This window comes from Photorhabdus sp. RM71S (genome assembly GCF_042879355.1).
GTDB classification, from domain to species: Bacteria; Pseudomonadota; Gammaproteobacteria; order Enterobacterales; family Enterobacteriaceae; genus Photorhabdus; species Photorhabdus kayaii.
Genome location: NZ_JBHFKV010000014.1, coordinates 49,310 through 76,207, shown reverse-complemented (window position 1 = coordinate 76,207; position 26,898 = coordinate 49,310). Strand labels below are relative to the sequence as shown.

At 42.8% G+C, this 26,898-nt stretch carries 25 protein-coding genes; 12 read left to right on the top strand and 13 right to left on the bottom strand.

The genetic code is table 11. The features are described from left to right. Positions 1-38 precede the first annotated feature (38 nt). Positions 39-761, top strand: a complete 723-nt coding sequence (locus ACGF5R_RS10140; RefSeq protein ID WP_262980256.1) for a helix-turn-helix transcriptional regulator — start codon at positions 39-41, stop codon at positions 759-761. A 160-nt stretch (positions 762-921) separates the two neighbouring features. Further along, positions 922-1,644 carry a helix-turn-helix transcriptional regulator gene (locus ACGF5R_RS10135; protein ID WP_387690700.1) on the top strand — a complete coding sequence of 241 codons (723 nt, stop codon included), beginning with the start codon at positions 922-924 and terminating at the stop codon, positions 1,642-1,644. A 260-nt stretch (positions 1,645-1,904) separates the two neighbouring features. Here ACGF5R_RS10135 and ACGF5R_RS10130 read toward each other — a convergent pair whose 3' ends face one another. From ACGF5R_RS10130 to pyrG, 8 genes are all read right to left on the bottom strand, one after another. Next, entirely contained in the window at positions 1,905-2,117 is a 213-nt protein-coding gene (locus ACGF5R_RS10130) for a helix-turn-helix transcriptional regulator (protein ID WP_262980259.1), read from the bottom strand. A 434-nt stretch (positions 2,118-2,551) separates the two neighbouring features. Then, the gene (locus ACGF5R_RS10125) at positions 2,552-3,745 is read right to left on the bottom strand and encodes an MFS transporter (RefSeq protein ID WP_387690698.1); all 1,194 of its coding nucleotides are present in this window, start codon (positions 3,743-3,745) and stop codon (positions 2,552-2,554) included. A gap of 22 nt (positions 3,746-3,767) precedes the next feature. Then, positions 3,768-4,949 (bottom strand): cysteine desulfurase family protein, encoded by a 1,182-nt coding sequence (locus ACGF5R_RS10120; protein WP_112876845.1) that lies wholly within the window; start codon positions 4,947-4,949, stop codon positions 3,768-3,770. A 67-nt stretch (positions 4,950-5,016) separates the two neighbouring features. Then, positions 5,017-5,724 (bottom strand): hypothetical protein, encoded by a 708-nt coding sequence (locus ACGF5R_RS10115; protein WP_112876870.1) that lies wholly within the window; start codon positions 5,722-5,724, stop codon positions 5,017-5,019. Positions 5,725-6,489: 765 nt separating this feature from the next. Next, a complete protein-coding gene (locus ACGF5R_RS10110) occupies positions 6,490-6,759 on the bottom strand; it encodes a type II toxin-antitoxin system YafQ family toxin (protein ID WP_112876846.1) in 270 nt (89 codons plus the stop codon). 2 nt (positions 6,760-6,761) lie between these two features. After that, on the bottom strand, positions 6,762-7,019 hold the full coding sequence (locus ACGF5R_RS10105; protein ID WP_049583252.1) for a type II toxin-antitoxin system RelB/DinJ family antitoxin: 258 nt from the start codon (positions 7,017-7,019) through the stop codon (positions 6,762-6,764). Between the two features lie 146 nt (positions 7,020-7,165). Continuing rightward, entirely contained in the window at positions 7,166-8,467 is a 1,302-nt protein-coding gene (gene eno / locus ACGF5R_RS10100; RefSeq protein ID WP_112876847.1) for a phosphopyruvate hydratase, read from the bottom strand. A 72-nt stretch (positions 8,468-8,539) separates the two neighbouring features. Further along, positions 8,540-10,177, bottom strand: a complete 1,638-nt coding sequence (gene pyrG / locus ACGF5R_RS10095) for a glutamine hydrolyzing CTP synthase (RefSeq protein WP_112876848.1) — start codon at positions 10,175-10,177, stop codon at positions 8,540-8,542. Between the two features lie 332 nt (positions 10,178-10,509). Here pyrG and ACGF5R_RS10090 point away from each other — a divergent pair, with 332 nt between their 5' ends. The 5 genes from ACGF5R_RS10090 (at position 10,510) to ACGF5R_RS10070 (ending at position 12,985) form a co-directional block, all read left to right on the top strand. Next, the gene (locus ACGF5R_RS10090; RefSeq protein WP_387690696.1) at positions 10,510-10,857 is read left to right on the top strand and encodes a hypothetical protein; all 348 of its coding nucleotides are present in this window, start codon (positions 10,510-10,512) and stop codon (positions 10,855-10,857) included. A gap of 1 nt (position 10,858) precedes the next feature. Next, entirely contained in the window at positions 10,859-11,467 is a 609-nt protein-coding gene (locus tag ACGF5R_RS10085) for a restriction endonuclease fold toxin 5 domain-containing protein (protein WP_387690694.1), read from the top strand. Positions 11,468-11,480: 13 nt separating this feature from the next. After that, a complete protein-coding gene (locus ACGF5R_RS10080) occupies positions 11,481-12,203 on the top strand; it encodes a hypothetical protein (RefSeq protein ID WP_387690692.1) in 723 nt (240 codons plus the stop codon). A gap of 60 nt (positions 12,204-12,263) precedes the next feature. Further along, on the top strand, positions 12,264-12,515 hold the full coding sequence (locus tag ACGF5R_RS10075) for a hypothetical protein (protein ID WP_387690690.1): 252 nt from the start codon (positions 12,264-12,266) through the stop codon (positions 12,513-12,515). Between the two features lie 137 nt (positions 12,516-12,652). Then, positions 12,653-12,985 (top strand): hypothetical protein, encoded by a 333-nt coding sequence (locus ACGF5R_RS10070; protein ID WP_387690688.1) that lies wholly within the window; start codon positions 12,653-12,655, stop codon positions 12,983-12,985. Between the two features lie 128 nt (positions 12,986-13,113). On the opposite strand, the gene mazG is transcribed toward ACGF5R_RS10070, so the two are convergent. The 3 genes from mazG to rlmD form a co-directional block, all read right to left on the bottom strand. After that, the gene (mazG, locus tag ACGF5R_RS10065) at positions 13,114-13,893 is read right to left on the bottom strand and encodes a nucleoside triphosphate pyrophosphohydrolase (RefSeq protein ID WP_112876853.1); all 780 of its coding nucleotides are present in this window, start codon (positions 13,891-13,893) and stop codon (positions 13,114-13,116) included. 154 nt (positions 13,894-14,047) lie between these two features. Next, positions 14,048-16,279 (bottom strand): GTP diphosphokinase, encoded by a 2,232-nt coding sequence (relA, locus tag ACGF5R_RS10060; protein ID WP_387690718.1) that lies wholly within the window; start codon positions 16,277-16,279, stop codon positions 14,048-14,050. A 41-nt stretch (positions 16,280-16,320) separates the two neighbouring features. Further along, the gene (rlmD, locus tag ACGF5R_RS10055; RefSeq protein ID WP_262980265.1) at positions 16,321-17,637 is read right to left on the bottom strand and encodes a 23S rRNA (uracil(1939)-C(5))-methyltransferase RlmD; all 1,317 of its coding nucleotides are present in this window, start codon (positions 17,635-17,637) and stop codon (positions 16,321-16,323) included. A 53-nt stretch (positions 17,638-17,690) separates the two neighbouring features. On the opposite strand from rlmD, the gene ACGF5R_RS10050 reads away from it, so the two are divergent. Beyond that, positions 17,691-20,084, top strand: a complete 2,394-nt coding sequence (locus ACGF5R_RS10050; RefSeq protein ID WP_387690685.1) for an ATP-binding protein — start codon at positions 17,691-17,693, stop codon at positions 20,082-20,084. 66 nt (positions 20,085-20,150) lie between these two features. On the opposite strand, the gene dgt is transcribed toward ACGF5R_RS10050, so the two are convergent. Continuing rightward, the gene (dgt, locus tag ACGF5R_RS10045) at positions 20,151-21,677 is read right to left on the bottom strand and encodes a dGTPase (RefSeq protein WP_112876856.1); all 1,527 of its coding nucleotides are present in this window, start codon (positions 21,675-21,677) and stop codon (positions 20,151-20,153) included. A 127-nt stretch (positions 21,678-21,804) separates the two neighbouring features. Between dgt and mtnN the strand changes: the two genes are divergently transcribed. Further along, positions 21,805-22,506, top strand: a complete 702-nt coding sequence (mtnN, locus tag ACGF5R_RS10040) for a 5'-methylthioadenosine/S-adenosylhomocysteine nucleosidase (protein WP_112876857.1) — start codon at positions 21,805-21,807, stop codon at positions 22,504-22,506. An 80-nt stretch (positions 22,507-22,586) separates the two neighbouring features. Beyond that, positions 22,587-23,414: a vitamin B12 ABC transporter substrate-binding protein BtuF gene (btuF, locus tag ACGF5R_RS10035; RefSeq protein ID WP_112876858.1), complete on the top strand. Its 828-nt coding sequence runs from the start codon at positions 22,587-22,589 to the stop codon at positions 23,412-23,414. Between the two features lie 86 nt (positions 23,415-23,500). On the opposite strand, the gene erpA is transcribed toward btuF, so the two are convergent. Beyond that, positions 23,501-23,845, bottom strand: a complete 345-nt coding sequence (erpA, locus tag ACGF5R_RS10030; protein ID WP_112876871.1) for an iron-sulfur cluster insertion protein ErpA — start codon at positions 23,843-23,845, stop codon at positions 23,501-23,503. Positions 23,846-24,186: 341 nt separating this feature from the next. Here erpA and ACGF5R_RS10025 point away from each other — a divergent pair, with 341 nt between their 5' ends. Next, entirely contained in the window at positions 24,187-24,972 is a 786-nt protein-coding gene (locus ACGF5R_RS10025) for a DUF1460 domain-containing protein (RefSeq protein ID WP_112876859.1), read from the top strand. Positions 24,973-25,022: 50 nt separating this feature from the next. Further along, positions 25,023-26,306, top strand: a complete 1,284-nt coding sequence (hemL, locus tag ACGF5R_RS10020) for a glutamate-1-semialdehyde 2,1-aminomutase (protein WP_387690683.1) — start codon at positions 25,023-25,025, stop codon at positions 26,304-26,306. The last annotated feature ends 592 nt before the right edge of the window (positions 26,307-26,898 follow it).

Here is a 26,898-nt window from a genome sequence, read left to right as displayed (position 1 = left end):
ATGCAAGTTATTACAGTTTAATCATGATAGGTGAAATTATGAAAGATAATACGATGAGTTTCTCTGTAAACAAAGATCTGGATGTTCATTCAAAAAGCTTTGATGCTTTCATATCGTACATGGAAAACAGCAACGATTTTTGGGCTATAAAAGACAACAAACATCGATTCGTCTATGCCAATGATACTATGATTTATTACAGTGGTCTTCCTAAGGGGTTTAATATTGAAGGGAGGCTTGTTAGTGAGTGTCCAGCTCCGTGGTCTGAGCTTGAAGATATTGTACATGCTAGTGATGGCAATGTAATGACGAGTCAAAAGACCATTCCGGTACTAAACACCTTCACTTACGGCGGGAGAGAAAAAATAATCCAACCATTTTTGGTGAATGTTACACCGCTAATGAAGAATGGAGAATGTATTGGGGTTGTAGGACACGGTAAAAAACTTCAAATTTATTCCATGTATCATTTTGAAAACAACAGGCATCCTGAATCATTATCATTTGGCAACCCAACTGAGATTTTTACAGATAGAGAGTTCGATATCGTATTTTTTGCGTTGCAATCGCTAAGCGCTAAAGATATAGCAAGAAAATTAGGTATCACATATAGAACGGTACAAAGCAGGCTACATGTCATTTACCAGAAAATAGGGATAAATTCATTAAGCCAGTTAAAAGAATATTGCCGGGGCAAAGGGTATGATAACTATGCTCCTACCCGATTTATTAACCCTAACCCTTTTATACCTCTGGCATAACAATGCATAACATTGCTGTCATCACTATGCCATTAAGGTTCTGTTTAACAGAACCTTATGCTCTGACCAAAACTCGCTTAACAACGCGAAAAGCAGTTTTGTGGAATACCTCACATGGACGTTATCGCGGTTTTACAGTTCAATCATAATGGGTGAAGTTATGAAAGATAACACGATGAGTTTCTCCATAAACAAAGATCTGGATGTTCATTCAGAAAACTTTGATGCTTTCATATCATATATGGAAAACAGCAACGATGTTTGGGTTATAAAAGACAACGAATCTCGATTCATCTATGCCAATGATACTATGATTTATTACAGCGGTCTTCCTAAAGGTTTTAATATAGAAGGGAGGCTTGATGGTGAGTGTCCAGCACCGTGGTCTGAATTTGAAAATATTATACAAGCTAATGATAACCATGTAATGACGAGTCAAAAGACCATTCGGGTACTACACACCTTCACTTATGTCGGAAGAGAAAAAATAATCCAACCATTTCTGGTCAATGTTACTCCTCTAATGAAGGATGGAAAATGCATTGGGATTGTATCGCACGGTAAAAAACTTCAAATTTATTCCATGTATCATTTTGAAAACAACATTCATCCAGAGTCATTAACTTTTGGCAAACCAACCGATTTATTTACCGACAGAGAGTTCGATATCGTATTTTTTGCGTTGCAATCGCTAAGCGCTAAAGATATAGCGAGAAAATTAGGTATCACATATAGAACGGTACAAAGCAGGTTACAATTTATTTACCAAAAAATAGGGATAAATTCATTAAGCCAGTTAAAAGAATATTGCAGGGGTAAGGGGTATGATAATTACGCCCCTACCCGATTTATTAACCCTAATCCCTATATAACTCTGGAATAATGATGAACCATACCGTTATTGTCACTATTCCATTAAGGTTCTGCCTGGCAGAACCCTATTCGCCTCCCAAAAAGTTTACCCGATTTTGGAATACTACTCCTATCTGGCGATCCGTGAAATCAACAGAAATTATGAAAAATATCAAGGAGTGACGTTAATAACGCTATTTTAATCATACCTGAAGCTTTTCACAAGACACAAGAAAAGCTTCAGGCATTTAATCTCTTCTCATTGAATTTTTTCGAGAAGTTTATTTTAATTCATTTTGAATATCTGCTTGGCCATATTTCGAAAGGCTCACAATTTAAAGCGGTAGCAATGAGCTTCTCACCTTTAGGCCACGGACGATGCAAAGCATTTGATAAAGTGGATGATGCAAGCCCTGCATCTCTTGAAACAGCAGATAACGACGTTCCCCGTTTTTTAAGCCCTGCAATAATATCAGCCGGGTGCCAGTCGTTTTTTACAATCATTCCTTATTCTCCTCTCAGTTTGGTTATTCAAGGTGCTATATTCATACTCTCTTCAAATTAATATTTTTATATTGCTACAGCTTTTTCCCTGAGTCCGCACTGGTGCGGAATACTAAAAACAACCACACTAAGACGTAAAACCCCGCTAAGTGCAGCCAAATATTCTCCGAACAGGAAAATGTTATATCTAACGATTAAACGGTCATAAATAAAATTTAATTGTTAAGCAATGTTCTTTTATGGATATTGGAATATTCAGAAAGTTTAGTTATTTTGGGAAATATTGGAAGACGCATTAAATACATTAATAAATGTCCTAAAAAAGCGCTTCAATTACGAGGAATGACGACAATTAAATACTTTATGGTCATCGAAAAATTGCTTGTGCAACGGCAAATCAGCCAGTCGATAATTATCGACTGGCTGAATGACCGTTAACGTGCTTCATTCTGTGCCGTCAGTCTGTCCTTAATGCGATAAAACCACCGCCCTCCCAATAATGCCACCACAAGTTCAAGGGAAGCTATTGCAGCTAGGGTTAGGATAAACAAGGTTTTGCCCGCGCCAACTAATATCCATCCGCCTATCGCTGGAAATCCAAATATCCCCACAAAGTAGGCGACAACGAACCAAGTGAGGGCGGCATGACGATTCTCAAGCGCAGAGTCGTTTACTGCCCATGTTTGAATAACGGGATACACCAATCCATAGCCTATCCCCGTTAACATGGCCGCCACAATCTGGAACAGAGGGTGAACCGGTATGCCTAACAAAGCCAAAATGCCCATGACTAAGAATAACATCAGCGCGATGACTAACGGGATACGGGGCATCGTCGATAAACGTCGGGCTAACAAAAGCCGCGACACAACCACGGTCGCTGCATGTACAGCAAAGAATGTACTTGCATTTGCTTGAGTCCCTTCGACCAGCGAACTCTGGAACGACATCATTCCGGAGAATACACCGCCTCCCAGGCCCACCATCACAATGGGACGGATCGCACTACTGGCAGCAATCTTGGTTATTTTTCTCACCCAAGGTCTCAGTGATAACTCCCGTTGACCATGCGGTTCCCTGACCCCAAAGGTCGCCAGAAGTAGTGAGGCGAGGATGCCAATGACGCCAACAAAGAGAAATGTTACTCGGATGGGCACTCCTGCTTGTTCAACCGCCGCGGCAAGGAGGATGGGACTGCCGCAAATCCCAGCCATTTGAAATGCGCTGAAGCGAGTAAACCAGTGACCCCTGTCAACGTCAGTGACACGCTCCGACAATGCCATAGGCCCACTGATATAGAACATTCCCCAACCGAGTCCAATCAAGAACGCTGCGATACGCGGAATGTAACCCAATTCACCGCTGAAACCGCCTAAAAGAAAATAACCACAAGACATCGCCAGCGCCGCTAGGGCTGCCAGGCGCGATGCTTCCAGTTGCCCAGCAAACCATCCAACCAAAGGAACGCCAATCAAGGTGCCGATCAAGGCCACGCTAAGGGTCGTCCCAGTGTCAATGTCACTCCCCCCTTGTGACCGAAAATACGCGGAAATAAGAAAGGTGGCGCCATATCCCCCCGCAGTGAACAGGGTTCCGAACAGGAGAAAAAGTGCCGACATTGTTCTCATCAGTCAAACTCCATCTTAATTATTACAGGACGCCGAATGGCTTTGGCGCCATCGATCTCAGTTTATTCACCGCTTTTTCCAGACGGAGACAAACATACCGTATCTCGTCCTCATTATTAAATCTTCCTAGTCCGAAACGCACACTGGCTTGAGCCTGTGCATCACTGACTCCTATTGCTTTCAGTACATGTGACGGCGCCCTGTTAGCGGATGTGCATGCAGACCCAGAGGACAATGCAACCTCGGAAAGCTCCAGCAAAAGCGAGTCAGCATCCAAGCCGTTGAAAGAGACATTTAACAGACCGGGAAGGCATTCGATAAGATGACCATTTATCCGAACGTCAGCCACATTCTCGATAATATACGACCGAAGTAAATCCCTTAAATAACGTAACCTCATCGACTCATCAGGCAAGTTTTTAACAGACAGTTCAACGGCGCGCCCAAATCCTACTATCCCCGGAACATTAAGGGTTCCAGAGCGTAAGCCTCGCTCATGTCCCCCTCCAACAATGAGAGGAGCGAGTGTTATATTCTTATTGCGTGAATCGATATAAAGTGCACCAACCCCCTTTGGTCCATATATTTTGTGCGCGGAAAATGAGGCAAGACTTATATTCATGCGCTGTACATCAAATTTTATTTTGCCGAGCGCTTGCGTGGCGTCGGTATGAAGAGGAATGTCATGTTCCTTACAGATCGCGCCTATCTCTTCAATTTTTTGTATTGAACCAATCTCGTTGTTAGCGGCCATAATCGAAACGAGATAGGTATCATCCCTTATTGCACGAGATATTGAATCTGGGGATACGATGCCGTCGCTTTGCGGCGGTAAGTAGGTCACCTCCGTTCCCATTGCTTCGAGCCTACCGCAACAATCAAGAACAGCTTTATGCTCAATTGTCGATGTGATGACATGCCCCCTTTTGCCCCGATGTTGAAGGCCCGCGATTGCAAGATTGTTCGACTCGGTGGAACCCGACGTGAATATAATATCGGAATGACTCGTCGCATTTATCGATGTTGATATCACTTTTCTTGCATTATCAACAGCTTCCATAGCTTTCCACCCAAATGCATGGTGATTACTGGCAGCATTTCCATAAGCGCAGGTAAAATAGGGCATCATAGTTTGAAGCACGTCGGGATCTAATGGCGTTGTAGCATTGTTATCCAAATATATCGGCCGGGTTAAGTTGTACATAAATTTTTCCCCCTTAACAAACAAAGATGAAATTATTTTTTTATTATCTTGACTATATCTATATCTGCTAGGCAGTAACTACATCGCCTTTACTCACCTCCCCCTGTTCATTAACAAGATTAAGACGAATGGCGGTTGAAACACCGAGCATATGGCTGAGTTGTAGCCCACGCACATATGCCAAAGCTCTCGACCAAGCGCAGTCCTCAAAGAACACCTCCAGAATAGCGTCTGAGCCTTTGTGATCACCGGCAGCTTTCTCAAAGTACTCCTTCGTAATTGCTGCACAAGTGAGTTTCTGAGTCGGCTCTTCGTAAGCAGCATCTGATGTCGGTGGTTTACCGTCAGCGAGGTTTTTGGACACCATCCGCCGTGTGATGATTTCGGGTATTTCTCCAGAAGCTAAGATGTGGACAAGGTGCTGCCTGGCTGAATCTTCGTGAATAACACGTATTTCACTGAGCGGAATCTGATATTTTTCTGCTACGGGCAAAAAGATATTCCTGATCGAGGCGTGGAGATGACTCAAGCGGGGGTTCCGTTTTTGAGAATTAGTGAGGTTATTTATCAGGAACTGGAGGCGGAATATCCCATGATGATCGAATGCCACGGATATCCTCGGTAATTGACCACATTCATCTTGGCTTCGTTTGGCGAACATCAGAGCAGCCTCAAAGGCTTTCAACTGAGCCTCGATAACTATCTCGCTATCCTTATTGAGATAAACTCGTGAATTCCCTGCCAGTATGCTTACGTTAGTTTCTCGCTGATTCATTTTCATCAATATCCTTTTCCATGATGGATCGTATGTATAAGGATGCCCGAAGCATCCATTAATTTTTGGAGCAAAGGGAGTTCTTAAAGAGTGATTGATATAACGTATGGAAGATAAGGAGATCTTTATAATTTCACGTACGCTGAATACCGTTTTCTCTTGCGATCTCGGTTATAAAACAAGTATGTCTGATATTAGGCAAGGGTATAATTCCCATAAAAGAAGTTGGATAAAGGTTAGCGTATCTTTTTTATCAAAAAATAGATCTTCGTCTTGTTTAAACATTTTTTCTTTTTGACCTTGCAGTCGAGGCTCTGAGCCCGGCCATCGGACATCATTTAGCTCTCAGCTTACCGGGTAATTCTGTCACACCAATACAAGGCTCTAGTTGCCAAGTATGGATATGTCCGAACTGTTGTTGAGACAGCTAACTAAAATCCGTTATATCAAGGTAAATCTTCTCAGCAACATTAAAGGGGGGATTCTCGCTATTAAGCCATCGGCGAAAAGTTTCATATGTGAAAACATGGCTGCACCGACCGACTGCCTCAGGAAAACTCAAAAATTGACGTTGTAGAAGTTATCAGGCTATTACCCTTATGAAGGAGGGTTTTAGCCTTTCATTTGGAAGAATAAAATTATTTCAGGTTTGTCATGCTCAAACATCAACCTATTACACACAGCTCAACTTAATTTTTTCTCTTCGAATCACAGCTAGCTCTCCGCTCAACAAACATATTTAAAAATCCATCAGTTATCCTCTTACTATCCGAATAAATCAGCATGGCTACCAACTCGATACAAGATCAATTCAGTGTCCGTACGTCGATAAATCAGTAGTAAATCCGGTGCTCCATGACATTCCAAATAACCAATATAGTTACCATTCAGGCGGTGTTCTTTATACTTCGGTGGTAATGGCTGGCCGGTTTGCAAAAGCGCAAGGGTTTTCATAATGATTTCTTGCGCTTTTTTATTGTTGACGTACTTTTTGGCATCCCTTTTAAATCGGCTCTGATAAACGAAAATCAACACTGTTACCAGCCTAAATCACTTTTTAATTCATCAAGCGTGTTGGCACGGTGAACACCTATCCCGTTCTCTAGATCATGAATTGCCTGTAACGTCTCGCTATTCGGTTGCAGCAACCCATCCGGTAGCCGACCTTCTGCGGCTAATCGATTAATAACCATACGTATAACGGTAGATAAATCGAGCCCAAGTGCTTTGGCATTTGCCATTGCCGCCGCTTTGCAGGCTGGTGACACCCTGGCTCTGACAACAGTATCAGTCATAGTAAATGCTCCCCTGTGTGTTTGATTAGAACACCGTAGCCTTTTTGTAGCCACACGTCAAAAGATTATAAATATGACTTGGTAGCCAATTATCTGAGGAGGGTTTTACCCCTCCTGTTTAATTCTAATACTTAATTAATTATCGATTAAGCCTGACCTTTTACTTCTTTCAAGCCATAGAAAGGAGCGCGATTACCCAAAGCTTCTTCAATACGGATTAACTGGTTATATTTAGCAACGCGATCAGAACGGCTCATAGAACCGGTTTTGATTTGACCTGCGGCAGTACCTACGGCCAGATCAGCAATAGTCGCATCTTCTGTTTCACCAGAACGATGAGAAATTACCGCCGTGTAACCTGCGTCTTTTGCCATTTTAATCGCCGCCAGCGTTTCAGTTAGAGAACCAATCTGGTTGAATTTAATCAGAATAGAGTTAGCAATGCCTTTCTCAATACCTTCTTTCAGGATCTTAGTATTGGTAACAAACAGGTCGTCGCCAACCAACTGGATTTTTTCACCCAATACTTTTGTCTGGTAAGCAAAACCTTCCCAGTCAGATTCATTCAATCCATCTTCGATAGAAACAATCGGGTACTTTCTGGTCAAATCTTCTAAGTAATGAGTGAACTCTTGAGAAGTGAAAGTCTTACCTTCACCTTTCAGTTCATAGTTACCCGTTTCTGGGTTGTAGAATTCAGAAGCGGCACAATCCATAGCCAAAGTGACATCTTTGCCCAGAACATAACCCGCTTGTTCTACCGCTTCTTTAATAGCAGCCAGCGCTGCCGCGTTAGATTCCAAGTTAGGCGCATAGCCCCCTTCGTCACCAACCGCAGTACTCATGCCTTTTGCTTTCAGAACTTTAGCCAAGTTATGGAAAACTTCAGAACCGATACGAACCGCCTCTTTCAGCGTTTTTGCTCCAATCGGTTGAATCATAAATTCCTGGATATCAACGTTGTTATCCGCGTGCTCACCACCATTGATGATGTTCATCATCGGCAACGGCATAGAGAATTTACCCGGAGTGCCATTCAATTCAGCAATGTGCTCGTACAACGGCATGCCTTTCGCTGCTGCTGCGGCTTTAGCGTTAGCCAGAGAAACCGCCAGAATCGCATTAGCACCGAATTGAGATTTATTTTCAGTACCATCCAGATCGATCATGATCCTGTCGATGTTAGCCTGATCTTTAGCATCCTGACCAATAACTGCCTGTGCAATCGAGCCATTTACTGCATCAACAGCTTTCAGTACACCTTTACCCATAAAACGGGATTTGTCACCGTCACGCAGTTCCAACGCTTCACGGGAACCGGTAGATGCACCAGAGGGTGCAGCCGCTAAACCCACAAACCCTCCTTCCAGATGCACTTCTGCTTCTACGGTTGGGTTACCACGGGAGTCAATGATTTCACGACCGATCACTTTAACGATTTTGGACATTAGGTTTTCCTCAGTACAAGTTACATTTCAGGTAAGTGACGGAACACGTCATACCGCCACTCACTGCACATCTTATTTGAGCTGGCCTTTCTGATATTTACCGGCTGCTTTAATAAAACCAGTAAATAATGGATGGCCATCACGAGGAGTGGAAGTAAATTCTGGGTGGAACTGACAAGCCACGAACCAAGGATGCTCTGGAATCTCAATAATTTCTACGAGCTTATTGTCCATTGAACGACCCGCTACCCGCAGACCCGCATCTTCAATACGTTTCAACAGTAAGTTATTCACTTCATAACGATGCCGATGACGCTCAACAATCGTATCTGCCCCATACAAGGTGCGCACTAAACTCTCTTTTGTCAGGTGGCATGGCTGACCACCCACACGCATCGTTCCACCAAGATCACTCTCTTCGCTACGCACTTCTAAATTACCGTCTTCATCACGCCATTCGGTGATCAGACCAACAACCGGAAACCGGCAATCAGGTTCAAATTCTGTTGAGCTGGCTTTTTCCAAACCCGCAACATGACGAGAAAACTCAATCAATGCTACCTGCATGCCGAGACAGATCCCCAGATAAGGAATTTTGTTCTCACGCGCATAACGGGCTGTCATGATTTTGCCTTCCACACCACGACCACCAAAACCACCAGGCACCAGAATCGCATCCAACCCCTTCAATAATTCAACGCCACGGGTTTCAACATCCTGGGAATCAATCAGTTTGATATTCACCGTTAGACGATTTTTCAATCCACCGTGCTTCAATGCCTCAATCACGGATTTGTACGCATCAGGCAGTTCAACGTATTTACCCACCATCCCAATAGTGACTTCACCGGAAGGGTTAGCTTCTTCGTAAATGACTTGTTCCCATTCTGACAAATTTGCTTCCGGGCAATCGAGGCTGAATCGTTTACAAATATAATCATCTAAGCCTTGAGATTTCAATAGCCCTGGGATTTTATAAATGGAATCAACGTCTTTTAGGGAGATAACCGCTTTCTCCGGCACATTACAGAAAAGAGCAATTTTTGCCCGCTCATTAGCCGGAATGACGCGATCTGAACGACAAATCAGAATATCCGGTTGAATACCGATAGAAAGCAGCTCTTTTACCGAATGCTGAGTCGGTTTGGTTTTGACTTCGCCAGCCGCTGCCAGATAAGGCACCAGTGTCAGATGCAGATATAAAGTGTGTTCACGACCAACTTCTACTGCCATTTGACGAATGGCTTCAAGGAATGGCAAGGATTCGATATCACCGACAGTACCACCAACTTCCACCAGCACCACATCATGACCTTCACCACCACTGATGATGCGATCCTTAATTTCATTGGTGATGTGAGGAATAACTTGAACAGTCGCCCCCAGATAGTCGCCACGGCGCTCTTTACGCAAAACTTCGGAATAAACCCGACCCGTCGTAAAGTTATTGCGGCGAGTCATTTTAGTACGGATGAAACGCTCATAGTGACCTAAATCGAGATCAGTTTCAGCTCCATCTTCGGTAACGAAAACCTCCCCGTGTTGAATTGGGCTCATCGTACCTGGATCGACATTGATGTACGGGTCCAGTTTCATAATAGTGACATTGAGTCCACGGGCTTCGAGTATAGCCGCCAAAGAGGCTGCGGCAATGCCTTTACCCAGAGAGGATACGACCCCGCCGGTCACAAAAATATAATTAGTTTTCATGCTGAACCTGAAAGTTTAGGTTTAAAAGATGATGGATATAACCAGGACGGGAAAGCAGTATACCCGAACCTTAAATTCGCTACAAATAATCTGCACGAAAATAAGGTATTTTCCCCCTCCACAGCATTTTCAATGTAGACATGTGTACAGACACAAACTTCATTTTTCATGAAGCCAATCGTTATTGCCTCTTCTCAATTTCGAATGAATTTATTGCCTTAATTGATTAAAAAACAGTATGATTGCTTCCACAGTGATCGTTTCGTCTGAATTGCACACAGATAAAAGACCCAATATAGGTAACAGTAGCTTATGAGTTAAGGAGCAATGCCATGATTAAACTCACTCAGGAACAATTCGATAAAATTATAGATCTAGAGGACAATACTTATATTGAAAAAATCAGGCAATGCATTTTGTCAGAACATGCCGACTTGGTTGTGCATGAGGATGAAAAAAATTTACATAAGCGACTGAAAGAGGCGTATCGGTATTTAATCAGCGAGCTGGGCTTTAAAGATAAAAAACTGGTTAGATCATACCTTTATTTAACTGCATTTAATCTTAATTTCCATGGTGTACCAGAAATCAAAAATGCCCTTGAAGCAGGGGAAAACCCGGAACAACAATACAAAGATATCCTGAGGATAATAGATAACTTGTTGAAAAGGAGAAAGTAATATGCCTTTACCTCTGGTAGTTCCGGTAGCCCTGACTGCTGCCGAATATGCGGCATCAGCCCTTGCGGGCATATTGGTTGGTGTTGGTGTTGGCCTCGGCGTTACAGAAATGACAAAAGACAAGGATGATGAAAAAGAGCAAGCGGAAACCCGAACGGACGCGATCAGTACAACAAGGGAAAAATGCAAGGCGTGTCCAGCCATTGAGAAAGTAAGTCCCAGCTGGGAAAGCACCAGCTCATACTCGCAGGTGACCCTTGATTATCAAATCCAGATAGCCAAAACCGTTTACAAACCGGATGCAAAACTCATACAGGTATGGGAATGTCTGGGAGTCAGCTTCGATGGCTGGCGACCAAAAGCATGCCTGTTTCTGGAATCCAAAGCTAAATATGATCAGTTTTTTAGGAAGGGAGAACCGATGGAATGGTGGACGGGAGATGAACCCATAAAAAAACAGGGGAAACGACAGCAATCCGTGTGTACCTTATTGAACGGCATTCCACACTCTCACTGGCATTTTATGGGGCCTGTGAGCGCGACTTATTATTCACAGGAATTTTCTGAGTTCCACAATATTAAAGTATTTCATACCCCTTTACTTGGATAGTGTGAGGTAATGCATGGCTATTTTATCGACAAAAATAAAACTGTATTTTGACCTGAAAGAACCTTTGACTCCTCAAGTGGTATTGGCTGATTTGTATAAGATAACACAACAGGTTGACCAATTCTTCGGGCGTCATAAAACCTGGTATCTGACAGGCCATACCCGCAAGGAAGCATTAGAATATCCTGTTTTTGAAGAACAACACCCAACGAAAAAAACAGTTCAAGTGTTTGAAAAAAGTTACAAAGAAGATTTCCCTTTTATAGGAAAAAAAATCTGGGATGGTGAAGTTGATGACCTTGCTTGTTCCCTATTTTATGAGAACTATCGTATTGATAGACTAGGGCAAACTAAGCTAACAATAAAGCTCCATATTAACGAAAAGGAGTTTCAATTTTCACGATTGATTGATTTTATTACCTTTTTTGTTTTCAGCCGTAATACCCCCTATATTATGGTGGAAACTAACGGCTATACATTGAAACGAAATCAGGTATTTCCCGACAGGTTAAGTGCAGGTTGGATGATTTATTTACCCTTCGTTATAGACCCCTCATTGTTACCAATGGCAGATGAAATCTTGCCTATTGCAAATGATAAAGAGCAATTGGGGACATTAATCATCACCAAAAAAGGCATTTTTGACGGCGAAAATCAGGACGATATTGATAAAGCCAATGATGTTGAAATTCAGTTGGTAAATCTGGGATTACTGCCATTAATTACTGAGGTTTAGTCGTTACCCTTAATCAGGTAGGCATTTCGCACTCCTTTATTTGGATAGTAGAGACAATAAATGACTATTTTATCACTAGAAATAGAGTTGTATTTTGACTGGAAAGAATCGTTGACTCCCCAAATAGCCCTCACTGATTTGTATAAGATAACACAACAGACTGACCAATTCTTCGGGCATCATAAAACCTGGTATTTGACTGGGTATACTCGTAATGAAGCATTAAAACATCCTGTTTTTGAAAAACAGCATCCGACAGAAAAAGCGGTTCAAGAGTTTGAAAAAAGCTATAAAAAAACTTCCCTTTTATAGGAAAGAAAATCTGGGATGGTGAAGTTGATGACCTTGCCTGTTCCCTATTTTATGAAAATTACCGTAGTAACAAACTAGGACAAACTAATATAACAATAAGACTCAATATTGACGAAAAGGAGTTTCAATTTTCACGATTGATTGATTTTATTACCTTTTTGGTTTTCAGCCGTAATACCCCCTATATTATGGTGGAAACTAACGGCTATACATTGAAACGAAATCAGGTATTCCCCGACAGGTTAAGTGCCGGCTGGATGATTTATTTACCCTCCATTATAGATCCCTCATTGTTACCAATGGCAGATGAAATCTTGCCTATTGCAAATGATAAAGAGCAATTGGGGACATTAATCATCACCAAAAAAGGCATTTTTGACGGCGAAAATCAGGGCGATATTGATAAAGCCAATGATGTTGAAATTCAGTTGGTAAATCTGGGATTACTGCCATTAATTACTGAGGTTTAACGGCGACCAGATAATTTTCTATCCTTCATCATTCCTTTGATATCTTTTCGTGAATTAGCGCCGCTTTCTGTTTCCGCTTTTCTCGCGTTGATAACAGCCCTCTTGGGCTGTTTGCCATCCCTTTCCGGTTACTGTTTCTTAACCTGTTGCCACATTTGTTCCATTTCTTCCAATGTCGCGGCTTCCAAGGTGTGGCCTTGGTTCAGGATCAGCTTTTCTACTTCTCTAAATCGGTTGTCAAACTTATTGCATGCTTTTTGCAACGCAATTTCCGGTTTGTATCCGAGATGGCGAGATAAGTTCACAACAGCAAACAATAAATCACCAATCTCCTCTTCCAAATGCTGCTGATCAACAACCGCCTGATAAGCTTCATCCATTACTTCGTCGATCTCTTCATAAACTTTGTCCAGCACTGGCCCCAAGGTATCCCAGTCAAAACCAACCGCAGCACAACGTTTCTGTATTTTATACGCTTTCATCAATGCCGGCAGACTTGCCGGAATGTCATCAAGGACCGAATGCAGATCTTTTTGCGCTCTTTCCTGCACCTTACGTTTTTCCCAACCACTGATAGCCACGTCACCGCTGATATCCTGCTGCTGACCGAAAATATGTGGGTGGCGGCGCTCCAGTTTATCGCTAATCGCATGGCAAATATCATCAAAATCAAACAACTGTTGCTCTTTGCCCATTTCAGCATAGAACACCACCTGAAATAACAGATCGCCTAGTTCTTCTTTTAGATCAGAAAAATCACCTCGTTCAATGGCATCAATGACTTCATAAGTCTCTTCTAATGTATAAGGTGCGATAGTTTTGAACGTTTGTTGTTTGTCCCAAGGACACCCCTGTTGAGGATGGCGCAATTGCGCCATAATCTCTAATAACCGTTTTATACCCGTCATCTTTCAAGTTGCCTCTTTGTTGGCTGCACTCGCTCACCCCGGTCACATAGTTCGCTATGCTCCCGGGGATTCTCTCCCTTGCCGTCGCGATGCATCTTGAAATCCATAGGGTATATAGCAGATGATTTCATTTTTTATCCAAATTTTCCCGCGGTTAGTTGCCATGAAGGCGTTTGGCTTCAATAACATCCGGTAACTGATTGGTTTTCGCCAAGATCCGTCCCAGTACTTGCAGGTTATAAATCTCAATATTCATATCGATGGTAGCAATCTGCTGTTTTACATCACTGCGGCTACTCACCCCAAGCACGTTCACCTTTTCATTCGCCAGGATCGTGGTGATATCACGCAGTAATCCACTGCGATCATTCGCAACCACACGCACAATCAGTGAGTAACCGCTGGAGTAACTCTCTCCCCAAACCGCATCTACGACCCTTTCCGGCGCATTTTCCTGCAATTCAGCCAGTTGTTCACAATCAACCCAGTGGATGGAGATACCCCGACCACGAGTGATAAAGCCGACAATCTCATCTCCAGGAATTGGCTGGCAGCAACGGGCAATGTGATGCATCAAGTTACCCACACCTTCTACCACAATCCGCCCATCGTCTTTAGTAGAACTACGCTGTGGATGTGATTTATTTTCTAAATTGCGAAGAGCTTCCCGATCTGCATCCTCTGCGGTGGTTTTCTTGAGTTTGCTTTGTAAGAAATTGACCAACTGGTTAATACGGATATCACCCACCCCAATTCCCGCCAGTACTTCATCAAGTGTATGGACGTTATAACGAGCAATAAGCAACTTTTCCGCCTCTTTTAGGCTGATATCCAAGTGTTCCAGTTCGTTATCCAGCATCTGACGACCTGCGATAATGTTTTTATCCCGATCCTGTTTGCGGAACCAGTTATGGATTTTCGCCCGACCACGGCTTGTGGTGACATAGCCCAAGTTTGGATTTAACCAATCACGACTTGGGTTCGGATGTTTCTGGGTGATGATTTCAATCTGATCGCCCATTTGCAATTGATAGCTGAATGGCACAATGCGACCACTGATTTTCGCCCCAATACAACGATGCCCCACATCGCTGTGAATATGGTAAGCAAAATCCAGCGGCGTAGAACCGGTAGGTAGATCAATAACATCGCCTTTCGGTGTAAATACATATACCCGATCATCAAACACCTGGCTGCGAACCTCATCCAGCATCTCACCAGAATCAGCCATCTCTTCTTGCCATGTGATAAGTTTACGCAGCCATGCAATACGCCCCTCATATCCGGCACGACTACCCGCCACTGCCCCCTCTTTATATTTCCAGTGGGCGGCGATTCCCAATTCTGCATCTTCATGCATCTGACGGGTACGGATCTGGATTTCCAATGTCTTACCACCCGGCCCAAGCACTACGGTATGAATAGATTGGTAGCCATTAGGCTTCGGGTTAGCCACATAATCATCGAATTCATCCGGCAAATGACGATAGTGAGTATGTACTATCCCCAGTGCCGCGTAACAATCCTGCAAACGTTCAACCACAATCCGCACAGCCCGAACATCAAACAGCTCATCAAATGTCAGTGATTTTTTCTGCATTTTGCGCCAGATGCTGTAGATATGTTTAGGACGCCCGTATATCTCAGTAGTGACGCCCTCCTTGAGCATATGCTTACGTAATGTATTAACAAAGTAGTCAATATACTGCTCACGATCAATGCGACGCTCATGCAGCAATTTCGCAATTTTTTTATATTCATCAGGATGGAGATAACGGAAGCAGTAATCCTCAAGTTCCCATTTAAGTTGACCAATGCCTAATCGGTTAGCGAGCGGCGCGTAAATGTTGGAACACTCTTTCGCAGCCAATACACGCTCATCTTCAGTCGCCTCTTTAACTTCCCGCAAATGGGCAATCCGCTCTGCCAATTTGATAATGACACAGCGAAAATCTTCCACCATTGCCAATAGCATCCGGCGAACATTATCAACCTGTACGGAACAAATTGAATCGTTATGAGTGGCTTTCAACTGACGAATAGCATCCATTTCCATAACGCCTTTCACCAGATTGGTAATTCCACTACCAAACGCCTCAGTGACCGTTTGATCGTCAAGTAATTTGGCATCCATCAATGGGAACAGCAACGCCGCACGCATACTGTCATTATCCATACTCAGCGTGGAGAGGATCTCAACCATCTCTACACCACGCCATAACAGAAGTTCTGAATCAGGATGATTTTGCGCTTTTTCGTGACAATAACGCCAGGTTTTGGCTAATTTCTCACCCAATTGAAGATTCGCTATATTTAAACTCGCGATCCACCTGTTTACTGCAAACTCTCCCGCAGGGGTTAAATGAGCACTTCTTACCGCAACCATAATCTCTCCCGACGACTTCATAGCTTTCATCTAGCCATGACCTAACGGCTAAATAGCACCATTGACTCCAAATGGCTTGTATGTGGAAACATGTCCAGCATCCGCACACTGATAATATGATAGCCAGCCTCAAGCAGAATCTTACTGTCCCGTGCCAATGTTGTTGGATTACAAGAGACGTAGACCACTTTTTCAGGGGCCAGCTTAACAATGTGTGACATGACTATTGTCGCACCAGCACGCGCCGGATCTAATAAGACTTTATTAAACCCCAACTTTGCCCAAGGTTGATGACGTATGTCAGCTTCCAAATTTTCATGGCAGAAGGATATGTTATCCAAATTATTTAATCTGGCATTATATTGCCCATTAGCTACCAGTGTGGCAACCCCTTCGACGCCAACCACCGACTGCACTATTTGACCAATAGGTAAAGTGAAATTCCCCATTCCACAGAACAGATCAAGCACGTTGTCATTCGGTTGTAAATCGAGCCACTCTATCGCCTGAGCAACCATTTGTTGATTCACCTGATCGTTAACCTGAATAAAATCTCTTGGACTGAAAACCAGTTTCAGTCCACCTACCTGATACCAGGGTTCCGGCGGTTCATTCAGCGACTCAAGTGAAGTTTCATCCGCCGCCAGATAGACCGCGACATTATGTTGCACGGAAAATGTGCATAGTTTCTCTTTATCTTCCCATTTCAAGGGATCAAGATGGCGCAATATCATCAATGGCCCATTATCTGCCAGCACCAATTCCACATGACCTAATCGCTTGACCGCTTTCAAATTACTCAGACACTGAGCCAATGGTTGCAATAACTGTTCCAATTCAGGTCGCAAAACAGGGCATTCTTTTATAGCAATTAACTCATTGGATTGATTTTGACGAAATCCCATCACCAGGCGGCGCTGTTTTACTTGATAGTGTAAACCAAGCCTTGCCCGGCGCCGATAACCATATTCAGGACCCAGAATCACCGGCTTAGCAGAAACCGTTACACCAGTTTCCCGTCTAATCAGATGTTCCAGAACGCTGGCTTTACTCTCACGTTGTAAATCCGATGCAACATGTTGTTGCTGACAACCGCCACATACTCCAAAATGCGGACAACGGGGATTCACACGATATGGACTGTCAGATAGACGCTTAACCAACTTTGCTTTGGCAAATTGGCGTTTCTCTTCCGTTAGTTGTACCTGTGCCTGTTCACCGGGCAATAATCCGGTGACAAAAATAGTTTTACCCTGATGGCGAGCTACGCCCTGCCCCTGAGCATCCAGATTATCAGCAGTGACTGTAATGATATGCCGATTTACTGTTCGGCGATTGGGGGAATAAAATTGCACCATGATTCTTACGGACTATGAATTATTAAGTTCTTATTTTCCCATAATGGACGATTATGACCAAATATAGCTTACGCATCCGCATGATGAGCCTGATCCTAGTTCCAATTTTACTGGTTGGCATGTTTTTCAGTATCTCATTCCTCTGTTATCACTATCGTGAACTGAAAAACCAAATTGTTCGATCCGGGATCAGTATTATTGAACCCCTTTCTATCGCCAGTGAAATCGGCATCAATCTGCATAACCGTGAACGTGTCAATTCACTGATAACCCGGCTTCACCGCAGAAATTCTGAGATAGTTCGGGCGATTGCCATTTTTAACGATGATAATCAGCTATTTGATATCTCAAACTATAAATACAATTCAGCTCAACTACAGATCTCGCCAGATATGCCTCTGCCAACCACCTTGACAAAAATGGAGGTTAAAAACAGTATTATTCTACGTATGCCCATTATTTCAGAACACCATCTGTCTCAGAATCATCAGAATTCTGATGTCCCATCTTTACATCCGATTGGTTATATCGCTATTGATCTTGATTTACGATCAGCTCACTTACAGCAATATAAAGAAATCGTTATTTTTATATTACTATTACTGATTTGCCTTGGTTGGGCATCACTGTTTGCCTACCATTTGGTTCGTAAGATCACAAAGCCTATCAGCGATATGGTCAGTACTGTCGATAGAATTCGCCAAGGACAATTAAACAGCCGTGTCAGTGGGAAATATTTTGGTGAATTAGATACGCTGAAAAATGGCATCAATGCAATGGCCAAATCGCTCTCCAGCTATAAAGAAGAGATGCAAAACGATATCGATCAAGCAACATCGGATCTACGGGAAACAATGGAGCAATTCGAAATTCAGAACGTTGAGCTGGCAATAGCGAAAAAACGCGCGCAGGAAGCGGCCAGAATAAAAACGGAATTTCTGGCAAATATGTCTCATGAATTACGTACTCCACTCAATGGCGTAATTGGCTTTACCCGCCAAACACTGAAAACACCTTTAACAATACAGCAAACTGAATATCTGTATATTATCGAGCGCTCCGCTAATCATCTACTGAATATTATCAATGATATATTGGATTTTTCGCGGCTTGAAGCGGATAAATTGGTATTGGAAAACGTTCCATTCCTTTTACAGGATATGATTGATGAGATCATGGTGTTACTGACACTCAGCGCCAAAAGTAAGAATATTCAGCTAACTCACCATATTGATCCCCAAATACCGAATCTGGTTGTAGGTGACCCTATGCGCCTCCAGCAAATACTCACCAATATCATCGGTAATGCAATTAAATTCACGGACCAAGGTTCTGTGGAGATAAAGATCAATCTGTTACAACAACAACACCATAAAATCAATTTAGAGATTATTGTCAGCGATACGGGCATCGGTATCAGCCCTGAGCAGCAACCTCATCTATTTCAGGCTTTTCACCAAGCAGATGCCAGTATTTCTCGCCGTTACGGCGGTACCGGCCTCGGTCTGGTCATTACAAGGAAACTGATCCAAGAAATGGGCGGAAATATCAGCTTTACCAGTGAGCCGAAGAAAGGTTCTGTTTTCCGTTTTGATTTATGGCTAGGAAAAGACGATTTCATTCTAACCGGCTCAGTTGCACCACAAAAGACGCTTGTCCATCCCCCACGTTTACCGATGACCGTCATGGCCGTCGACGATAATCCAGCCAACCTCAAACTAATAGGTTCATTACTGGAAGAAACCGTAGAAAAAACAGTGCTATGTAACAATGGAGAAGAAGCTTTGCAGTCAGCAACTTCTCACCATTTTGATGTCATTCTGATGGATATTCATATGCCAGGTATGGATGGCATCTGTACTTCTGACCGCATCCACCAGCTACCGCAACACCGCAGTACACCGATCATTGCGGTTACAGCCTATACTTGCCGACCAAAGAGCGATACAGACCAATCTCCATTTGAGGATTTCCTGACCAAACCTCTCGATGAAGATCGTCTGAGAGCAGTGTTAAGTCGCTATGTCAAAACGCCAAAATCACAACATATTAACTGGCCATTAGCATTACAACAGGCAATAGGAAAAGAACAGTTGGCTATAGATATGTTGCAAATGTTGGCAGATTTACTGCCAACGATTAAAACAATCACAGAAAAAGTTTTGTCAGGGGAAACAGCGGAAGATTATCAGCAACAGATCCATAAACTACACGGTAGCTGCTGTTATAGCGGCGTGCCACAACTTAAAGCTCTCTGCCAATTAATTGAACAACAATTACAACAAGGCGTTCAATTAACCGATATAGAACCTGAATTGTTGGAACTGACAGATGAAATTGATCATGTCCTTACCGCCGCAAAAAAAATATTGAGTCGCGGCGAGAATATACCCTATGGATTTCAAGATGCATCGCGACGGCAAAGGAGCGAATCCCCGGGAGCATAGATAACTATGTGACCGGGGTGAGCGAGGGCAGCCAACAAAGAGGCAACTTGAAAGATAACGGGTATATCAATTGCACACAATAAACTTACGATACTCTTCATAAGCATAATTATCTGTCATGCCACTGATGTAATCCTGAATAAGACGGGCACGATAATAGAATTCCATCAGGTCTTTTTCAGATTCATCAGTGGCAACAATTTTCTCCACGGCTTCACCATAAGCCAGACGATGTTTGGTAGAAAGTTTGTGTAGCAATCGAGTTTCCATAAAATAATCCTTGTGGAAATTGTTCTGGTTCAGTTCCACAAAATCCTGACGGGATATCTTTAATAACGGATAATAAAAATCCAATAACCCATTAATAACTCGGTATCCCTGTAACTCCAATTCTTCAATTTCTGGATGATTAAACACTCTCTTACAAGCAATACTCTTCAACGTCTTAAGTAATCGATGCTCTTCACTGCTATCTTCAAGTAGAGCTTGATTAAACGAGCCCTCAAAAATAGCCGGCAGATGATCAATAAAACGACGAGCCGTGTAAGGCACAAGTTTACCGGTAATATAAACCCGCAAATACATAAAAAATTGATCCTGCTGGCTTCGACGTAATTCGTTACCGTGAGTTCCCTTGTACGCCTTTCTGACCGTTAAGTCGAATAGATCCCCGGCCCGATGACCGCCATTTTCTTGCCACTCCTGTTCCAAATATCCCATCAGTGTATCGACGCTGAAAATCGTTTTTTCAACAGCATCATCCAAATCAGCAATGCAATAAGAGATATCATCTGCTGCTTCCATAATATAAGTCAGTGGGAAGCGACAGAACTCACCCATTTTAAGCTCACGACGTAATTCGCGAACAAAATGCTCCTCCGACCAATAAAAACCTGGCTTTTTCATCAAATAATTAAATTGATTTGGTGTTTCTTCAAGACGAAAAGCAGGGCAAGTATATTTTAGAATACAACCAACCTGGGCATAAGTCAGATTGAGTTTTAATAAGCTATGCACCATACGGATAGCCTGAGCATTCCCTTCAAACTGACATAAATCTTTACGCAACTGGCGACGAAAGAGATCTTTTTTCACATCACCACATAAACGCAATTCGAAGATTTCGCATCGATCTTCTCGCTTAATATTTTCCAAGGAAAAATTAAGATCGAGCTTTTTGGCAAACCAATCTTTAATTGCCGCTTCACCAAAATGACCAAATGGTGGATTACCAATATCATGCATTAAACAAGCCATTTCAATCAAACTTTCAAATGATAATAGCCGTTTATCCAACCCGTAATCAGCCAGCAAATTACGCGTTTTCAATTCATTAATAATCGTTTTCGAAATATAGCGCCCAACCTGTTGCACTTCCAATGAATGCGTTAAGCGACTGCGGACAGCGGCATTATTTTCCAGCGGAAAAACCTGTGTTTTTTGCTGTAAACGACGAATAGCCGCTGAATTCATAATCCGCCCACGATCGCTTTCAAACTGGCGAATAACCTGCTCTTCATCATTAGGATCAATATGATACTGACGGTATTTACGCTGATAGTTAAGCTTCTGACTAAAGTCTATCCCGGACATTTATCCCCCCGACTTGTGAGATAGCACAGTTTTACACTACAGATTATCTGATTGTTCCGTATTAGATGTTAAACTCAAACACGGAATGATTTTATATGATTAATTAATCAACAGCGAGTATGACATCATGAAAGTAGGCGTGATAGGTGCTATGGAGCAAGAAGTGACGTTACTGCGTGATCAAATTGAAGATCGCCAAACATTGTCACGAGGTGGCTGCGAAATCTATACCGGTAAGCTCAACGGCGTGGAGATCGCACTGTTAAAATCCGGTATTGGTAAAGTTTCTGCTGCAATTGGTACAACTTTACTGCTTGAACATTGTCAGCCTGATGTAATTATTAACACCGGATCAGCGGGTGGCCTTGATCCAAAACTGCAAATCGGTGATATCGTGATATCCCGCGAAGTTCGCTATCATGATGCTGATGTTACCGCTTTTGGTTATGAGCCCGGCCAGATGGCACAATGCCCCCCAGCTTTCGTGGCGGATGACCAGCTAATTGATCTGGCAGAAAAATGTATTCATTCACTAAATCTGAACGCAGTACGTGGGCTGATTTGCAGTGGTGATGCATTTATTAATGGTGCGGAACCACTAGCGCGTATCCGGGAAACTTTCCCACAAGTGACGGCGGTAGAAATGGAAGCGGCAGCAATAGGGCATGTCTGCCATCAATACAACACCCCATTTGTAGTGGTACGTGCTATCTCTGATGTGGCGGATAAAGAATCTCATATCAGCTTTGATGAATTTCTTGCCGTGGCAGCTCGCCAATCTACATTAATGGTCAACGCAATGCTGACAACTCTGAATAAAGACAAATAATATATTACTGACACGCCCTGATGAATATTTTCGGGCGTGTTTGCGGGCGACATATTTAATGTTTTAAAGAGCACCCTTCAATGAAATGGATAAAAAGCACGGGTTCAATTGGATTATCGCTTTTACTGTTTCTCAGTAGTTTCAGCCATTCTCTGTATGCAGCTCCCTTACGGGTAATCAGTTTATCTCCGTCAACCACAGAATTAGCCTATGCCGCCGGGTTAGGCGACAATCTGATCGCAGCCAGCGCGTATTCTGATTATCCCCCTCAGGCCCGTAAACTTGAGCAAGTAGCTAACTGGCAAGGCATCAATCTGGAACGCATTATTACCCTTAAACCTGAGCTGATTCTGGCATGGCGTGGCGGTAATCCCCAACGTCCACTGGAACAACTTGCTGCTTTTGGCATTAAAATCTTTTATTCCGATCCCATAACCACCGAACAGATAGCGCAGGATTTAGAACGACTCGCTGAATATAGTCCTCACCCAGAACAAGCAAAAAAATCCGCGACTGAACTTCGTCAACGATTTGCCAATTTGCAACAAAAATATGCCACTACAACTCCCAAACCGGCCTTTTTACAATTCGGCACTTATCCTCTGTTTACCGCTTCCGGCCATACATTGCAAAGTGAAGTGCTTTCAATCTGTGGCGGCAAAAATATTTTTGCCAACAGCCCCGTCCCCTGGCCCCAAGTCAGTCGTGAACAAATACTCACGAGGAAACCTGAGATAATTGTTATCAGTGGTGGACAGGAACAAGTCAAACTAATTGAAAATTTCTGGCATCCACAATTGCATGCCAAAGTGATTACATTACATGAAGATTGGTTCCATCGCGCAGGGCCACGCATCATTCTGGCAGCCGAACAGCTATGCCAGCAATTGAATGACAAAGATTATTGATAAAGCAAAATCGTTTAATAGGATTGCAAGAGGACTCCCGAAAATGGGTCATAATATTCAGACCCATTACGGGAAATCGCCTGGAATCAGATACTGAAAGAAGAACCACAACCACAAGTTGTCTTAGCATTAGGGTTCGTGACGATAAAACGTGAACCTTCCAGACCTTCGGTATAATCAACACAACCGCCAACCAAATACTGTAGGCTCATCGGATCAACAACCAACTCCACACCTTGTTTCTCAATGGTCATATCACCTTCATTCATTTGATCATCAAAGGTAAAACCATACTGAAAGCCACTGCATCCACCACCGGTGATATAAACCCGTAAACGCAAGTTTGGGTTTTCTTCATCCGAAACCAAAATTTTCACTTTGTTAGCTGCGGCATCCGTAAACTGCAAAGGTAATACGATATCATCGCTCATCATTTTTACTCCAGACTGGAACTCGGCAAAAATATTCAGAAGACAACAAAAATTTGCCGATCATTAATAACTCGAATTATCCAATACCTGATTAGTTCGTTCAAGTATTGTCATTTTGACAACACACTAACCGCTAAAAAATTATCACACATTTGTTTACCATCGCGGCTACCTTAGCGACAAACGCGGGCTTTTTACGATAGCTTCAAAGAGCAGTAAACCGTCACGTGTAGTTAAACCCTCCGTCAATCAATTAACAATTAAGAAAGAAAAAATATTGATTTATCATCATGATTAGTTACTTTATTGAATATTTTTCAAAGTAACCATATGGAGTTCCTATGCGAAAAATGTTGCCACTGATGCTTGCTGTCACCTTGACAGGTTGTGCCGCTCATAGCAAACAAGCCGATATTGACAGCTATACCTCGAAAAAAATTAATGAAATTATAGAAAACCAAGTAAAACCGGGAAACAAAGATAATCCCGGAGAAATAATAAAAAACGTCTCTTATCAATTACTGGGCACACCTTATGCCGCCAACAAACTTATTGGCTCCCCTACTGAACCTGAAAAATTAGTTATAGACCTCAACGGACTAGACTGTTTTACTTTCCTTGATTATGTAGAATCGCTAAGAAAATCCAACGACCAAAGTGATTTTGTAAAAAATCTCATCCAGACAAGATATATCGACGGAAAGATTAGCTTTTTACAAAGAAAACACTTCTTTACAGATTGGTCAATCAGAGAAAAATTAAATGCCAAAGATGTAACGGATGAAATAAGTTCTTCTTACATAAAAATCACAAAAAGCCTGAATAAAAAGGCTGATGGTAGCGAATATATCCCCGGACTGGGTGTTACCAAAAGAGAGATTAAATATATTCCAGGCGATAAAGTCAACGATGCCGTTATTAAGAATCTAAAAACGGGCGATTATATAGGAATATATACCCATCTTGCCGGATTGGATGTCACACATACAGGGATTTTTATTATGACAGATCATGGCCCAATGCTGAGGAATGCATCCTCACTTGCTGCGAATAAAAAAGTTGTCGATTCTCCATTTCTTGATTACGTAAAGAATAAACCCGGAATTATCGTTCTAAGAGCCTTATAATCCGAGGGGCAAACGACAACCCCACTTAAAAATAGATTCAGGAGCCTTTCATGAGCCAATCCGACATCCTCTATTCTCAGGCAAAGCAACTTATTCCCGGCGGCGTCAACTCTCCGGTACGTGCATTTAATGGTGTTGGCGGTACTCCGTTGTTTATCAAACATGCTGATGGCGCTTATCTCTATGATGTTGATGGTAAAGCCTATATCGATTATGTCGGTTCCTGGGGGCCAATGGTACTGGGACATAACCACAGCACTATCCGTAATGCCGTTATCAAAGCCGCAGAGCAAGGATTAAGTTTTGGCGCCCCCACCGCCACGGAAGTGGAAATGGCACAGTTGGTGACTGAACTGGTGCCATCAATGGATATGGTGCGCATGGTTAACTCAGGCACAGAGGCGACCATGAGTGCTATCCGTCTGGCCCGTGGCTATACCCATCGCGATAAGATCATCAAATTCGAAGGTTGCTATCACGGCCATGCTGATTGCTTGCTGGTGAAAGCCGGTTCTGGCGCGTTGACTATCGGCCAACCAAATTCACCGGGGGTTCCGGTTGATTTCGTCAAACATACGCTGACCTGTATTTACAACGACCTAAGTTCAGTTAGGGAAGCGTTTGAACAATATCCGCAAGAGGTCGCCTGTATTATTGTTGAACCGGTTGCCGGTAATATGAACTGCGTACCGCCACTACCTGAATTCCTACCCGGTCTGCGCACGCTGTGTGATGAATTCGGTGCTCTGTTGATCATCGATGAAGTGATGACCGGTTTCCGCGTCGCTCTATCCGGCGCACAATCTTATTACGATGTCGAACCCGATATAACTTGCCTTGGCAAAATCATTGGTGGCGGTATGCCCGTTGGCGCTTTCGGCGGGCGTTATGAAGTGATGGAGAAATTAGCTCCCATTGGCCCTGTTTATCAGGCAGGAACCTTATCCGGCAATCCGATTGCAATGGCCGCCGGCCTTGCTTGCCTGAAAGAAGTTTCTCAACCCGGTGTACATCAACGCCTGACTGAGCTAACAGATAATCTGGCTGCTGGCCTGATGAAAGCAGCAAAAGCTGCCGGTATTCCTCTGGTGGTTAATCATGTCGGCGGGATGTTTGGCATTTTCTTTACTGATGCAGAAACCGTCACTTGCTATCAGGATGTGATGAATTGCGATATTGAGCGTTTTAAACATTTCTTCCACCTGATGCTTGATGAAGGGGTTTATTTAGCGCCTTCTGCATTTGAAGCGGGTTTTATGTCTATTGCTCATACTGATGAAGATATTCAGCGTACTGTTGATGCTGCCGCTCGCTGCTTTGCCAAGCTAAAATAATTTCTTTATTTTCAAATAACAGCGCCGTATTTCTACATTCCTACGGCGCTCTTAAATAGTCCAATCTTCGGTATGCAATCCCGATACATATTGAAAAGCATGATCATTTGTGACCATATATCATTTTCATATTTAGTGTATGTGCTGCAATAAGTAGATCAAGTGGCGCTATTTCAATCCTTCAAACGTATCACGAGATTGCTCTTGCTGACACCGCTCTTCTTTACTCAAAAAATCATCGGGAATCATTGTCCCCTTCAATGCCGCCAAAAAACCATCTCAGTCGGAAAGATTACGGGACAGTGCTACATCTCCGGTCTCAGTATCCTTCCGAATAAAAACTTCATCAAAGTCAAACCGATAAACCGCTGGCAAACGCACCGCTTGATTCCTCCCATTCATGAATAATTTCTCTACAATATCAAAACATAGATACATATCAAGATATAGACCAAACATGATGCTATAAAGAGCTATCGATTTAACGGTAAGTTATAAATCCGTTGCCCTTCAAAAAAACACCCTGTTTCACTTGACCAGTACAAAGGATACAAGTATATATTTTTCATAAATTTTATTTATGTATGCCGTG